The sequence below is a fragment of the Methylotuvimicrobium buryatense genome (genome assembly GCF_005931095.1).
Lineage (GTDB): Bacteria > Pseudomonadota > Gammaproteobacteria > Methylococcales > Methylomonadaceae > Methylotuvimicrobium > Methylotuvimicrobium buryatense.
The window spans coordinates 3,607,618-3,621,223 of record NZ_CP035467.1 but is presented as its reverse complement, the minus strand read 5'-3'; the positions used below and the strand labels follow the sequence as shown (position 1 = coordinate 3,621,223).

Here is a 13,606-nt window from a genome sequence, read left to right as displayed (position 1 = left end):
GGAAGGTGGAAGGCAGTGCAATGCGGGATGGGCGAGGCCGCGAATGTTGTGTATTCCGTTGACGCTGCATACGGGCTAGGTATTACGTATCACTTGCCGCTCACTTCCTACTGTTCACTATGCACTATTCGGTTATAATCCGATCATCAAACGCGATAAGCCTTAAATTTGTTATTCAATTAATCATTTATTTATGACATTAATCCTAGAAGAGTTGGCCAAGCATTGTGATGCGGAAATTGTCGGCGGAGACAAGCAGTGTTCCATTACTTCGGCGGCCGATATCAAATCGGCTGCCGCTGGACAAATCACCATCTTGAACGATCCCAAATATGCACAATATTTTTCGAATTCCCGGGCGGCCGCTTGTTTTATTAAACGCGAAGCACTTCACGATGATCCGCCGGAGCATATGGCTCTGCTGGTTTGCAAAGATCCCGAGATTAGTTTTATCAAAGCGATTCATCTACTTTACCCGTCGACAGAGTTTCCGAAACAAATTTCGAAACATGCCTGTATAGCCGATTCGGCAATGATAGCTCATAACGTTTATATTGCGCCGTTTGTCAGTATCGGCGAAGGTTGTTTGATCGGCGAGGGTTGCGAGATCCTTAACGGCGCCTATATCGGCAAGGATGTCATGCTGGGCACTAATTGTCGTATTCACCCGAATGCCGTAATTTATGATCGCAGTCGTATCGGTAACAATGTCGTAATACATGCTGGTGCCGTGATCGGTGCGGACGGTTTCGGTTATAAGCAGCGCAATGAGCAGCATATTAAAGTGCCGCATGTCGGCAATATCATTATCGAGGACGATGTCGAAATCGGTGCGAACACCTGTATCGACCGTGGCACATTAGGTTCTACCGTGATCGGTTCGGGGTCGAAGATCGATAATCTGGTGCAAATCGGTCATAACAACACGATCGGCAATAATGTAATTATCTGCGGACAGACCGGTATTTCGGGTTCGTGCACTATCGAAGATAATGCGATTCTGGCAGGCAGCGCAGGTATCGCCGATCATGTCAAAATCGGTCATCACGCTGTCGTGATGGCGCGCTCCGGCGTATCGAACGATATTGCACCGGCTACGCAGGTATTCGGCAGTCCCGCGAAAGATAGAAAAGTCGCTTGGAAAGAGCTGGCTGCATTGACTAAATTGCCGGAATTGCTGAAAAAAATCAAGGATATCGAAATCAGACTCGGCAAACTTGAACAATAAAGCTATCTTGTGAGCGAATTGGAAGCGTTTTTTACCAGCGGCGGGCCGTTATCGAAAGTTATTCCCGGTTATTTGCCGCGTGCGGCGCAGGTTGAAATGGCTTGTGCGGTTAGTGATGCGATCGAGCAAGAGCGCCATTTGATCGCCGAAGCCGGCACCGGCACCGGCAAAACTTTCGCTTATCTAGTGCCCGCGATTCTGTCGGGACGCAAAGCGATCGTATCGACCGGTACCAAAAATCTCCAGGATCAATTGTTCAACAACGACATTCCTGTCATTCGCAAAGCGATGAGCGTGCCGTTCGCGGCCGCTTTGCTGAAAGGCCGTAGCAATTATCTGTGTATTTATCGGCTCGGCAACGCACTCAACTCGTCCTTGGGTTTCAGTAAAGAAGATGCGGCGTCGCTGACTAAAATCAAATCGTGGTCCAACCGAACGAAATCGGGCGATGTCGCCGAAATGCCGGATGTGCCGGAAAGCGACCCGGTGTGGTTTCAGGCAACTTCGACCGCCGATAATTGTCTCGGCCAGGACTGTCCCGATTACGAAAAATGTTTTCTGGTCAAGGCGCGAAAAAAAGCCCAGGAAGCCGATATACTGGTTATCAATCACCATTTGTTGTGCGCGGATTGGTCGATTCGCGAAATCGGCTTCGGTGAGTTGCTGCCCGATGCCGAAATTGTGATCATCGATGAGGCGCATCAATTGGCCGATACCGCCTCGAACTTTTTGGGTATCACGGTCGGCGCCCGGCAATTGAGCGATTTGGCTAAGGATGCCTTGGTTGAATATTTCAAGGATGCGACCGATTTACCCGAATTACGCACCGCCTGCGATGATCTGGAGCATCAGATCAAAGATTTACGCTTGGCATTCGGCATCGAACTAAAAAGAGGCGAGTGGCGCGAAATCGAGACTCATCCGAAAATTTCCTCGGGCCTGTCCGAATTGCAGGAACAACTTCAACGTCTGACCGTGCAATTGGAGTTGGCGTCGGTCAAGACCAAGGGATTGGAATCTTGTTTCAAACGCGCCGAAGAACTAGGGCATCAACTACGGGCCATTCTCGAAGAGAACGACGGCAAATGGATACGCTGGTACGAAACCCATAAGAAGACCTTTACGCTCAGCCGGACGCCTATCGACATTGCCTCCGAATTTCGTGCCTTTATGCAGCAGCATAAAGCAACCTGGATATTTACCTCGGCGACTTTGAGTGTTGCGAATAAATTCGAGCATTTCGCGAAAAGTTTGGGGCTTGCGAATGCCGAGGGGCTCAGTTGGGAAAGTCCGTTCGATTATGCCGAGCAGTCGCTATTTTATCATCCCAAGGGGCTGCCTAAACCTTCCGATCCGGATTTTACGCGCACGATCGTCGAATTTGCGTTGCCGGTGCTCGAAGCCAGTCGGGGACGTGCGTTTTTTCTGTTTACGAGTCATCGTGCCTTGAAGGAAGCGGAGTCGTTGCTTAGGTCAAAAATCAAATATCCGTTGCTTGTGCAAGGCAGCCGTCCGAAAGCGATCTTGTTGGATGAATTCAAACGGGCCGGTAATGCGATTTTACTGGGCACGGCCAGTTTTTGGGAGGGCGTCGATGTGCGCGGCGAGGCTTTGTCGTGCGTGATCATCGATAAATTGCCGTTCGCATCTCCGAGCGATCCGGTGTTGAAGGCGCGACTCGGCGCGATGGAGCGGCAAGGTTTGAATCCCTTTTTCGAATACCAGATTCCGGCCGCGGTGATTGCGTTGAGACAAGGCGTCGGCCGCTTGATTCGAGATGTCAGCGATCGCGGCGTCTTGCTGGTCTGCGATCCGCGTTTGTTGAAGCGCGCATACGGGCAAATGTTTCTCGATAGTGTGCCGCCGATGCGTCGAACTCGCGATATCGAGGATGTCCGAGCCTTTTTTCAAAACGAGCAAAATGCATGAAGTTATTGGCAGTGGATACCGCGACCGAAGCCTGTTCGGCCGCTTTATATATCGATGGCGAAATCTTGGAGCGCTTCGAATTGGCGCCGCGAACGCATACGCAACTGATCTTGCCGATGATCGATTCGCTGATGGCCGAGGCGGGGCTTGCGCCTCACGATTTAGAAGGGCTCGCATTCGGACGGGGTCCCGGTTCTTTTACCGGTGTTAGAATCGCGACCGGCGTGATTCAAGGTGTCGCACTAGGTTTGGACTTGCCGATCGTGCCGGTTTCGACGTTGGCTGCCTTGGCTCAGGACTATTTTGGACGCGCAACCGAAGAGGTGGTTTTCGCGGGAATGGATGCGCGCATGGGGGAGGTGTTTTGGGGCGTTTACCGTAAAAACGATCAGGGTTTTGCCGAAGTGCTCGGCTCCGAGTCGGTAGGACCCGCTGAAAACGTCGTTTTCCCCGAATTGAAAGGCTACGGCATCGGTAGCGGCTGGAAAACCTACCGTGATGCATTGGGCGAGCGCATGAATGGTTGGCTTGCCGGCGTCGACGATACGCCTTTGCCGAAAGCCTCGGCGATAGCGCTGCTCGGCGCGCGAAGCTTCAACTTGGGTCAAGCCGTGCCGGTTGAACAGGCGATGCCGGTATATTTACGCGATAAAGTCGCAAAAAAAGAATCGGAGCGATAATCGGGTATAATGGCCGAATTTATTTCAGACACGCATACTATGGCGCAATTTTTTCAAATCCATCCCGAGAATCCGCAGCAACGATTGATCAATCGAGCAGTCGAGATCTTACAGAATGGTGGTGTGATCGCCTATCCGAACGACTCATCCTATGCGATCGCTTGTCAAATGGACGATAAGCAGGCGCTGGACAAAATTCGTAGAATCAGGCAATTGGACGATAAACACAATTTTACCTTGATCTGTCAGGATCTAACGCAGGTGTCGAATTTCGCCAAAATCGATAACGACGCCTATCGACTGATCAAGGCATTGACGCCAGGGCCGTTCACTTTTATCCTGAATGCCACGCGTGAAGTGCCGCGACGCTTGCAACATCCGAAGAAAAAAACCATAGGCATTCGGGTGCCTGATCACGCGATCGCTTCGTTGTTAGTGGAGACTATCGGCGAGCCGTTGTTTAGCTCGACGTTGGTCTTGCCGGGTGAATCGTCGGCCTTGACCGATCCTTATGAAATTCGGGATAGGCTCGAGCATGAACTCGATCTGGTGATCGATGCAGGTATCGTGCTGGACGAGCCGACTACAATTATTGAATGTTCGGGAAAAAATCTCGAAATTATCAGGCAGGGAAAAGGCCAAGCACCGATGTTGGACTAACCGAGAAATTCCTTATGATGAACGAATTGTCTTTAATTCAGCGTATTATCGTCTGGGTTATTCCGGTAGTTTTTGCGATTACCGTGCACGAAGCCGCTCATGGCTGGGTTGCCAAAAAATACGGCGACAATACCGCTAAAATGCTCGGTCGATTGACCTTGAACCCGTTGAAACATATCGACCCGGTCGGCACGATTCTACTACCCGGTATTTTGTTATTGACCGGAACCGGTTTCATTTTCGGCTGGGCCAGGCCGGTGCCGGTCGATGCGCGAAATTTTAAGAACCCGCGGCAGGATATGGCCATCGTCGCATTGGCGGGCCCGGTATCGAATTTACTGATGGCTGTGGGGTGGGCGTTGATCGCTCGAGTGGGTGTCATGATCAATGTCGAATTCATGACGCTGCCGATGATATATTGGGGCATTGCGGGTATATCGATTAATCTGGTGCTGGCGTTGATTAATCTGATACCGATACCGCCTCTGGACGGGAGTCGCGTCGTGTCGGGCATTTTGCCGAATCGATGGGCTTGGCAGTACAACAAATTAGAGCGTTACGGTTTTTTGATATTGTTGCTGATGCTATTCACCGGCACGTTGAATGTCTTACTGGGTTATCCGATGTTTTTGGCGCAAAATATGTTTTTTTCATTAGCCGGCTTGGGATAAGGCTTTTGAGTAGTTTTCGGTTAAGGTAATCCATTGACGATGCAAGTAGCGCAAGCGGATGTTTTGCCCCCGGTTGAGGAAGTCTTGGCTATTGTTCAGGGCGCGCCGTTCATGGCGTTCCCCGAGGATCTTTACATACCGCCCGATGCCTTGCGCGTCTTTCTCGATACCTTTGAAGGGCCGCTGGATTTGTTGCTCTATCTGATTCGTAGACAGAATCTCGATATCCTGAATATTCCGATCGCTCAGATTACTCGGCAGTACATCGGTTACATTGATATGATGACCGAGCTTAGGCTCGAGTTGGCCGCAGAATATCTGGTCATGGCGGCATTGCTGGCCGAGATCAAATCGCGCATGTTGCTGCCTAGGCAGGTCGCCGAAGAAGAGGATGACGAAGACCCGAGGGCCTTATTGATTCGCAGATTGCAGGAATATGAGGTCATTAAAAAGGCGGCCGAGGACATCGATGGCATGCCGAGACTGGAGCGTGATTTGTTCATTGTCAAGGCCGACGTATCGATGATTGAAATCGAACGCCCCTTGCCGGATATTCAGTTGCGAGAACTGTTATTGGCTTTGCAAGACGTATTAAAGCGTGCGGACCAATTAAGTCATCATCAGATTGTTAAGGAGCCTTTATCGGTTCGGGAGCGTATGTCGAGCGTTTTGGAGAGACTCAAAGGCGGGGAGGGGATCGTTTTCAATCGATTGTTTCTAACTCAAGAAGGACGCCATGGTGTCGTTGTGACTTTTTTGGCGATTCTCGAGCTCAGTAAGGAAGGATTGATCGAAATCATTCAACACGAACCTTTGACCGAAATCGTGGTCAGAGCGGTTGCTGCAAGTGCTTAAGTTTTAATAAGATTCTCGCGCAAAGGCGCAGAGGAATTTTGCTGTTACCCAAGTTCCAGCTTGGGTAACCTGATCAGGAAGCTCTAGCTTCCCGACAAACAAAGAAGATTGAACGAGAAGGTCGGGGTTGATTAAGAATGTGCGGAGCTTGTGTCGGTCTCATGAAGCTGGAGCTTCCGGAGTGTCTTTCCCAAGCTGGAGCTTAGGAAAGAGCGAGATATGGGGTGGCCGTTTTTAGCTTGATGCGTATGGGTTGCAACCCCGTCTTAAATGTTTCGACCCTGCTAAAGCAATCCAAGATATTTGGGGACAAACCGAAACGTTGGGGACGGGGTAAATAATTCGTCCCGCAGAAGGGGGTGAATTACCGAATTCGTAAAACCACCTCTACGCCCTTTCGCATCTGCGCGAGAAAAAATTTAACAATACGTATTGTCTTAAAAAAAGCAACTTTCTAGCAACTCTCGTGGATATCAAACGAATCGTCGAAGCCCTGTTATTCGCATCGGATAAACCGATGACGGTCAAACAACTCCAACAAACCTTTCCCGAACTCGAACAGCCAGAACTCGACACGATACAGCAAGCCGTTGACGAGATTGCAGGAGAATACGCACAACGGCCAATTGCATTGAAAAAAGTAGCCAGCGGTTACCGTTTTCAAGTCAGACCGGAATTGTCATTTTGGGTCGGCCGCTTATTCGAAGAAAAACCGCCTAAATATTCCAGAGCCTTGTTGGAGACGCTGGCGATCATTGCTTACCGTCAACCGGTTACGAGAGGCGATATCGAAGATATTCGCGGCGTTGCGGTTAGCTCGAATATCATTCGTACGCTTCTCGAACGCGAATGGATTAGGGTCGTTGCGCATAAAGAAGTGCCGGGACGTCCCGCGCTATACGGTACGACCAAACAATTTTTGGACTATTTCGATTTATCTTCCTTGCATGAGCTTCCGACATTGCAGGAAATCAAAGAATTGGATTTATCGGTAGCCAGTAATCAGCAACTAATGCAGGAACAGAGTGAGCAGCAAGAAACCAACCGATCAGAAGTCACCGAACAAGGACAGGAAGCCGAACTCAAAGCAGAAGTCGAGTCCTCCGTCCACGATACGAAAGAGGTCGTTCAATGAAGCAGGGGGCCCCGTCGCAATGAAAAAAACATTGACCAAGCCTCAGGATGAAACCGGCGAACGTATACAAAAAATACTGGCGCGCGGCGGTATGGGTTCGAGGCGCGAAGTCGAGCGCTGGATAGAAGAAGGGCGTGTCAGGCTTAACGGCGTGCAGGCAAAACTCGGTGATAGAATCCAAAACGGCGACCATCTACAGCTTAATGGCCGAGTCGTCCATTGGGAAAAATTTGCGCACCAAACTACCCGGGTATTGATTTATCACAAACCGGTCGGAGAGGTCGTGACAAGGCAAGACCCGGAAGGCCGGCCGGTCGTTTTCACGCAATTGCCTAAGTTACAAGTAGGCCGCTGGATTTCGGTCGGGCGTCTCGATATCAATACTTCAGGTTTGCTGTTGTTGACCAATAACGGCGAATTGGCTAATCGATTGATGCATCCATCGATGCAAGTCGACCGAGAATATGCTGTGCGGATTTTAGGCGAGGTTTCCGATGAGGTACTCGAACGATTAAAACAAGGCGTTGAACTTGACGATGGGCCGGCAAAATTCGACGATATTCAATTTCACGGCGGTGAAGGTGCCAATAAATGGTATCACGTCGTCGTTAGCGAAGGGCGCAATCGTTTGGTTCGGCGGTTATGGGAATCTCAAGGGGTAACCGTCAGTCGCTTGATGCGCGTGCGCTATGGCTTGCTGACGATGCCGGAAGGATTAAAATCTCATGCTTTCCACGAACTGGAATCGAAAGCATTGGATGTGTTGCTCGAATCGGTTGGCTTGCCTAAGGAAAAACCATTGGCACCCGGTAAACAGGGTGTCAAGAAGCACGGATTCTATAAAAAAACCAAGGAGTGAGTTTTTAATTGGTAAGCAGTGAGCAGTGAGAGGTAAGCAGGGAATGGTGGCGTTTGCTTCAATTTGTGGTTGAATTTCGCGCATACCCAAGCTCTTTGCTTGGGTATGCGGTACGAGAAGCTCCAGCTTCTCGAAACTGGTGAGCAAGAGCTTGCGTGAAGGGTTTCTAAAACCGGAGATTGGGAAGTTGTGTAGGGGATTCGAATACTTACCTTTGGGATGTTTTTAGGCACGCGAAGTATATATATCAAGCTATTCTTTAGTCGCTTGGCTTATCCTAATGATTTATGTTTTTAGGAAAGAGTAGGCATTTTTTGATAAGCTAAAAACGACCTAATAGCGCGTTCCGCTTCTTTATGGTGATTTAACTTTATGATTATGAATAAAAATTATGATGAAACGAGATGTTAGCATAAGCCTTTTCATTGTGTTGGTCATGTTAAGTCCTTTCAGTCGAGCCAGCGCTTATTTAGAAGATCAAAAAATTATCGCAGGATGGGTGGAAGACATTATTCTATCTCCGGCACAAATACGTTTTCGGGCAAAATTGGATACCGGCGCTAAAACTTCTTCGATCCATGCAAAAAATGTTGAGGAGTTTGAGCGGGACGGGCAAAGTTGGGTACGTTTTACCTTACCGAAAGGCCTCGAAAAAAAATCTCAAGCTAGGACGGTGGAGTTGCCGGTTGCTCGCGAAACGTTGATCAAAAGACACAAACTGGATTCGGCAAGGCGCTATGTTGTAGAGTTGGGATTTTGCATGAATTCCAATTATTACGAGACGGAGTTCACGTTGGCCGACCGAGACAACTATATTTATCCGGTTCTGTTAGGTCGTCGATTTCTGGAAAACAAGGTCATTGTCGATCCAGGCGTGACCCATAAACATTCGAAAAAATTAAAAAATATCATTTGCTACCCTGGTTTTCCGGAGCCGGTTTTGGAAGAATAATTCGGCATTATTCCTTTCGGATCTTAAACCCCCATAACAACAATTATTTAATACGGCAATCGTTTTGAAAAACCTTCATGTCAATGTTTTGGCGTTTATCCTGGTCGGATTGAGCGTCGCTGTTTCATATTACAAAGTTACTGAACTTAATCTACCCTTGCTACCGGTCGAGGATGAGATTATTTGGGCTGTGGAAGCCAAGGTTAGCTATAAACCTTCTTCCGGCCCTTCCAAAGTCGATTTGATGTTGCCGAAACAAATTCCCGGATATATGTTTTTGGATGAAAACTTTGTTTCCGGTCGATATGGCCTAACTCTTGAAAGCGTCAATCAAAATCGAATCGCTCAATGGGCGGTTCGGCGCCCTGCTGGTGAACAGACGCTGTATTATCGGATGCAGATTGTTCCGGGGGATAAAGAAACCTTTATCGATAAAAAAGTTCCTTATCCTGAAGAACCCGAGTATCCGGAGATCATGCAGACGGCCGTTTCGGCATTGCTGGACGATGTCAGAAGCAAATCGGCGGATATTAAATCCTTCACGCAAGAGTTATTGAGAAGGTTGAATGCGCCAAATCCCGACGACAATGTAAAAATCATTAAAAAAGACGCGACCAGCTCTGAAGCGTGGATGAAGCGAGTTATCGATATTTTGCATGGCGCTAGGATTCCGACTCGTCAAGTCAACATTCTGATGCTCAAGGATGGGGCTAGGCATAGTAAGTTAGTGCCTTGGCTTCAGGTGCACAACGGTGAGCAATGGTTAACTTTTGACCCTCATTCGGGGATATCGGGTTTTCCTGAGAATTCAATCATTTGGTATTACGGAAGCTCGCCTTTACTGACAGTGACGGGAGGGAAATCGGAGAAAATCGACTTTTCGGTCTATAAGCAATCGCTCGGTTTGGCGGCGGTAACCCAGAAGCGAATCGGTAAAATCGATTCGCCGATTATGGAATTCTCGCTATTCCATTTGCCGATTCAAACACAAAATGTTTACCGGATTTTATTGATGATGCCGATTGGTGCCTTGCTGATCGTTGTTCTGAGAAATGTCGTTGGCTTTAAAACATTCGGTACGTTCATGCCGATTTTGATCGGGATGGCGTTTCGAGAGACCGGTTTGTCTTGGGGGCTTTTTTTATTTGGTTTGCTCATCGCATTCGGTTTAATGCTGCGTTTTTATCTGGAATATTTACGTTTGCTGCTGGTACCAAGACTCGCGAGTGTGCTGATCATCGTTGTGATATTGATGACGTTGCTAAGCTTGATGAGCCATAAAATGGGTATCGATCGCGGCTTGTCCGTGGCCTTGTTCCCAATGGTTATTATTTCGATGACGATTGAACGAATGTCCTTGGTTTGGGAAGAGCACGGGCCTTCAGAGGCGCTACAGCAATGCATCGGCAGCTTATTCATTGCGTCAATAGGATATTTGCTAATGTCGCATCCCGTGCTCGAGCATCTTATTTTTGTATTTCCCGAATTATTATTGACATTTTTGGCGTTCACCTTACTGTTAGGTCGCTATACCGGCTATCGCTTAACTGAACTATGGCGGTTTCGTTCCGTCATAAAAGGGTAGTCGCATGTCTTGGAAAAACTATTTGCGCCCCTCGAAGCGTTTGCGAGAAGCTGGCTTGTTGGGGATGAATCAGCGTAATGGCGACTATATACTGCGTTACAATCCGCGAAAATACTATCCGCTGGTCGACGACAAGCTGCGAACCAAAAAGCTCGCGCAAGCTTCAGGTATTGCCGTTCCCGAACTCTATGCTGTGGTCGATGCGGAATATCAAATCGCCGATTTACCCGAAAAGCTCAAGCCATACGACGAGTTTGCAATCAAGCCTGCACATGGCAGCGGAGGCGAAGGGATTATCGTTGTCAATGGCCGCAGCAAGAATTGTTATCGCAAACTGAACGGCACCTTGTTGACCGAAGAGGAAATCGGCCATCACATCTCCAATATACTGAGCGGTATGTACAGTTTGGGCGGCCAGCCGGATGTCGCTTTGATCGAATATCGGGTGGATTTTGACCCGGTTTTCGATCGAGTGAGTTATCAAGGCGTTCCCGATATCAGGACGATTATTTTTATGGGAGTTCCGGTGATGTCAATGTTGCGTTTGCCGACTCGGCTTTCCGACGGTAAGGCCAATCTGCATCAAGGCGCGATTGGTGTGGGTATCGATATCGAACAAGGCGTCACCACGACTGGCGTATGGCAAAACGATATGATTGATGCGCATCCTGATTCAGGAAATACGATTACAGGATTAAGCTTGCCGAATTGGGAGGACATCCTGCTGTTGTCGGCGGGTTGCAAGGAGTTGGTTTCGCTCGGTTATATCGGCGTCGATATCGTATTGGATTCGAAACTTGGTCCGCTGATGTTGGAAATCAATGCTCGCCCCGGTTTAAGCATTCAATTAGCCAACAAAAAAGGGCTATTACCCCGATTGGAAGCCGTCGAGAAGCTCAAAAAAATTCCTGAAACGGCTGCGGAACGCGTAGAACTCGCCAAAAAACTTTACCGGACACAATAAGTCCGGCATGTGTCCCGCGCGGATCAAAATTCGGCACTCCTTGGCAGGACGGGGGGTGCAAGCCCGTCCTAAGCGTTTCGATCGTGGCCGAAGCAAATCAAAACGTTCGGGGCGGGTTGAATAACCCGCCCCGCGCACCATTTCGCAAGTCATCCGTAGTTACTCAGCCTAAACTAAAAAAGGCACGCGAGGCTTACTCTGCGAGACTGTCGATCACCGCGAGGCTAAAGCTTTGCACCGTAATGTGATGATTCGATTTCATTGCTTGTCTGATGAAACCGTGTCTGCTACTGTCCGGTTTTATCGGTCGGGTTGGGAGAAAAAGCATGTCAAGTAGAGTCGATTTTACGATGGGATTTAATACCCGGGGCTTAGCATCTAAAAAAGCACACGCTAACGGTTATCGAATTTATGTGTTGGGTGATTTTTCCGGACGGCGTGATGCAGAGTGGAGTCAACGCAACATTAAAAGAATCGACAGCGATACTTTTGAGCAGGTAATGACTCAAATCAGGCCGACGCTCGATCTTGACTCGGGTGTGACATTGCATTTTGAATCGATCGAAGACTTTCATCCGGATGCCTGGTTTAACAAAATCCGGATTTTGGCTGACTTGCTCGAATTAAAAAAAGCGTTGAGTAACCCGAAAACGGCGGCGCAGGCTGCGGCGAAAATTCAATCGTTCAATCAAACCGACCCTAATCAAAACATTTCGCCCCAAACGCAGCAAGTCGATGTCGAGACCGAAGCGGATACCTTGCAACGTTTGTTGGGCAAAGCGCCGGAGCCCAAGACCGATAAAGCCGACACGGTGGAAAGGTTGATCGAACGGGTCGTGTCGCCTTATATAACCAAGGATGTTAGTTCGCAGTATCAGGCTTTGATTGATGTGATCGAAAAGACGGTCAGCCAATTTTTGCGAACCCTACTGCAACGACAGGATTTTAAAAGCCTCGAGTCCCTTTGGCGAGCCACCGAAGCGCTAGTCAATGAAGAGTACGCGGACGAGCAGTGCTTCTTTTTAGTCGATATCAGCCAAGCCGAATTAATGGCCGCTGTCAATGAAGGGGGCAGCGAGTTTAAACAGCGTTTATTGGCGCATGTTCAATTGGACGACGAAGGGCGGGATGTATTGTTGGTCGGCGATTTTAGCTTTGCCGGCAGTGCTGAAGATGCTGAATTGCTTAAGTTTTTGAGTGCTACGGCAAAAGCTTGCGGCGGCTGTTTTCTTGGTGCTGCGGGTCAGTCATTGATCGATAGCGCGATCTTAGGGGAGTCTAAAAAAGACGGCGATTGGACTCGATACCTTAGCGAGATTAATGCCGATAGCGTGGTGCTGGCATATCCTCGCTACTTATTGAGATTACCCTACGGATTCAAGCGTGACCCGATTGAAACATTGGCTTTTGAGGAATGTTCGGAGGTCCCCGCCCAGAGTGAGCTACTTTGGGGAAATCCGGCCCTGTTATGCGCTCGGGCGCTGATAAGAATGACTCAAGAAGACAGTGCGGACGATGCAGTATTGATGAGCGATGTGCCGGTATTTAGTTATACCTTGGATGATGAGCCCGTTTTGCAGCCCGGCACCGAAACATTATTGATCGAGGCTCAAGTCAATGCTTTGTTATCGAAAGGCATCACGACCTTGATTGGGTTTCGTCAGCGTCAAGGCGTTCAGTTTCCGATAATTACGACGTTGGCGGATCGTTGAGTTAAATCGGTCAAGCCCCCGCTTTGCGCTCATCGTTATATACCCGTCGTAGATCAAAATTCGGCACCTGGGTGTCCGCTAAAGGACGCCGTGAATACGTCCATGTAGTCTCTGTGCCAGCTCCATGCTGGCAAAGCCTTTATGAGCGCCATGGATGGCGTGAATGTCGATTTTGCAGGAGCGAAAATCGACCGGACACCCCGGCGCCTCCTCGGGCACTGCCGAAATTTCAAGTGCGAAAGGTATAACAACGAGCGAAGAACCTTGGGAAACAGAATAAATTGACGGATTTTCCAGAATTAAATTGACAATGCTAATAATCGGCCTACAATGAGTTCCAGCTAGAAAACTAGATTTACCTTTGTTTACCATTTCG

General features: G+C 48.8%; 12 protein-coding genes. All 12 read left to right on the top strand.

Translation table 11 applies throughout. The features are described from left to right. Nucleotides 1-193 precede the first annotated feature (193 nt). The 12 genes from lpxD to EQU24_RS16065 all read left to right on the top strand — a co-directional run bounded on the left by lpxD (nucleotide 194) and on the right by EQU24_RS16065 (nucleotide 13,230). Nucleotides 194-1,228 (top strand): UDP-3-O-(3-hydroxymyristoyl)glucosamine N-acyltransferase, encoded by a 1,035-nt coding sequence (lpxD, locus tag EQU24_RS16120; protein WP_017842598.1) that lies wholly within the window; start codon nucleotides 194-196, stop codon nucleotides 1,226-1,228. Nucleotides 1,229-1,237: 9 nt separating this feature from the next. Then, nucleotides 1,238-3,157, top strand: a complete 1,920-nt coding sequence (gene yoaA / locus EQU24_RS16115) for a DNA repair helicase YoaA (RefSeq protein ID WP_017842599.1) — start codon at nucleotides 1,238-1,240, stop codon at nucleotides 3,155-3,157. Further along, nucleotides 3,154-3,837 carry a tRNA (adenosine(37)-N6)-threonylcarbamoyltransferase complex dimerization subunit type 1 TsaB gene (gene tsaB, locus EQU24_RS16110; RefSeq protein ID WP_017842600.1) on the top strand — a complete coding sequence of 228 codons (684 nt, stop codon included), beginning with the start codon at nucleotides 3,154-3,156 and terminating at the stop codon, nucleotides 3,835-3,837. The genes yoaA and tsaB overlap by 4 nt, the downstream gene beginning before the upstream one ends. A gap of 39 nt (nucleotides 3,838-3,876) precedes the next feature. Then, complete coding sequence (locus EQU24_RS16105) at nucleotides 3,877-4,497, top strand: L-threonylcarbamoyladenylate synthase (RefSeq protein ID WP_051056291.1); 621 nt, start codon at nucleotides 3,877-3,879, stop codon at nucleotides 4,495-4,497. Between the two features lie 14 nt (nucleotides 4,498-4,511). Next, the gene (locus EQU24_RS16100; protein WP_017842602.1) at nucleotides 4,512-5,168 is read left to right on the top strand and encodes a site-2 protease family protein; all 657 of its coding nucleotides are present in this window, start codon (nucleotides 4,512-4,514) and stop codon (nucleotides 5,166-5,168) included. 39 nt (nucleotides 5,169-5,207) lie between these two features. Beyond that, the gene (locus tag EQU24_RS16095) at nucleotides 5,208-6,023 is read left to right on the top strand and encodes a segregation and condensation protein A (RefSeq protein ID WP_017842603.1); all 816 of its coding nucleotides are present in this window, start codon (nucleotides 5,208-5,210) and stop codon (nucleotides 6,021-6,023) included. 466 nt (nucleotides 6,024-6,489) lie between these two features. Further along, nucleotides 6,490-7,158, top strand: a complete 669-nt coding sequence (gene scpB / locus EQU24_RS16090) for an SMC-Scp complex subunit ScpB (RefSeq protein ID WP_017842604.1) — start codon at nucleotides 6,490-6,492, stop codon at nucleotides 7,156-7,158. Between the two features lie 19 nt (nucleotides 7,159-7,177). Then, complete coding sequence (gene rluB, locus EQU24_RS16085) at nucleotides 7,178-8,017, top strand: 23S rRNA pseudouridine(2605) synthase RluB (protein ID WP_017842605.1); 840 nt, start codon at nucleotides 7,178-7,180, stop codon at nucleotides 8,015-8,017. A gap of 391 nt (nucleotides 8,018-8,408) precedes the next feature. After that, nucleotides 8,409-8,969, top strand: coding sequence for an ATP-dependent zinc protease family protein (locus EQU24_RS16080; RefSeq protein ID WP_083877811.1), 561 nt, complete (start codon nucleotides 8,409-8,411; stop codon nucleotides 8,967-8,969). Nucleotides 8,970-9,033: 64 nt separating this feature from the next. Beyond that, nucleotides 9,034-10,554 carry an inactive transglutaminase family protein gene (locus EQU24_RS16075; protein WP_017842607.1) on the top strand — a complete coding sequence of 507 codons (1,521 nt, stop codon included), beginning with the start codon at nucleotides 9,034-9,036 and terminating at the stop codon, nucleotides 10,552-10,554. A 4-nt stretch (nucleotides 10,555-10,558) separates the two neighbouring features. Beyond that, nucleotides 10,559-11,518, top strand: coding sequence for an alpha-L-glutamate ligase-like protein (locus EQU24_RS16070; RefSeq protein WP_017842608.1), 960 nt, complete (start codon nucleotides 10,559-10,561; stop codon nucleotides 11,516-11,518). Nucleotides 11,519-11,844: 326 nt separating this feature from the next. After that, nucleotides 11,845-13,230: a type VI secretion system contractile sheath domain-containing protein gene (locus EQU24_RS16065; protein ID WP_026130374.1), complete on the top strand. Its 1,386-nt coding sequence runs from the start codon at nucleotides 11,845-11,847 to the stop codon at nucleotides 13,228-13,230. Nucleotides 13,231-13,606: the final 376 nt, after the last annotated feature.

Bases quoted from the DNA above. Each gene is read 5' to 3' on its own strand.
- rluB (WP_017842605.1), top strand. From the start codon at position 7,178: ATGAAAAAAACATTGACCAAGCCTCAGGATGAAACCGGCGAACGTATA.
- EQU24_RS16095 (WP_017842603.1), top strand. From the start codon at position 5,208: ATGCAAGTAGCGCAAGCGGATGTTTTGCCCCCGGTTGAGGAAGTCTTG.
- EQU24_RS16080 (WP_083877811.1), top strand. From the start codon at position 8,409: ATGATGAAACGAGATGTTAGCATAAGCCTTTTCATTGTGTTGGTCATG.
- EQU24_RS16065 (WP_026130374.1), top strand. From the start codon at position 11,845: ATGTCAAGTAGAGTCGATTTTACGATGGGATTTAATACCCGGGGCTTA.
- lpxD (WP_017842598.1), top strand. From the start codon at position 194: ATGACATTAATCCTAGAAGAGTTGGCCAAGCATTGTGATGCGGAAATT.
- EQU24_RS16105 (WP_051056291.1), top strand. From the start codon at position 3,877: ATGGCGCAATTTTTTCAAATCCATCCCGAGAATCCGCAGCAACGATTG.
- EQU24_RS16100 (WP_017842602.1), top strand. From the start codon at position 4,512: ATGATGAACGAATTGTCTTTAATTCAGCGTATTATCGTCTGGGTTATT.
- EQU24_RS16070 (WP_017842608.1), top strand. From the start codon at position 10,559: ATGTCTTGGAAAAACTATTTGCGCCCCTCGAAGCGTTTGCGAGAAGCT.
- tsaB (WP_017842600.1), top strand. From the start codon at position 3,154: ATGAAGTTATTGGCAGTGGATACCGCGACCGAAGCCTGTTCGGCCGCT.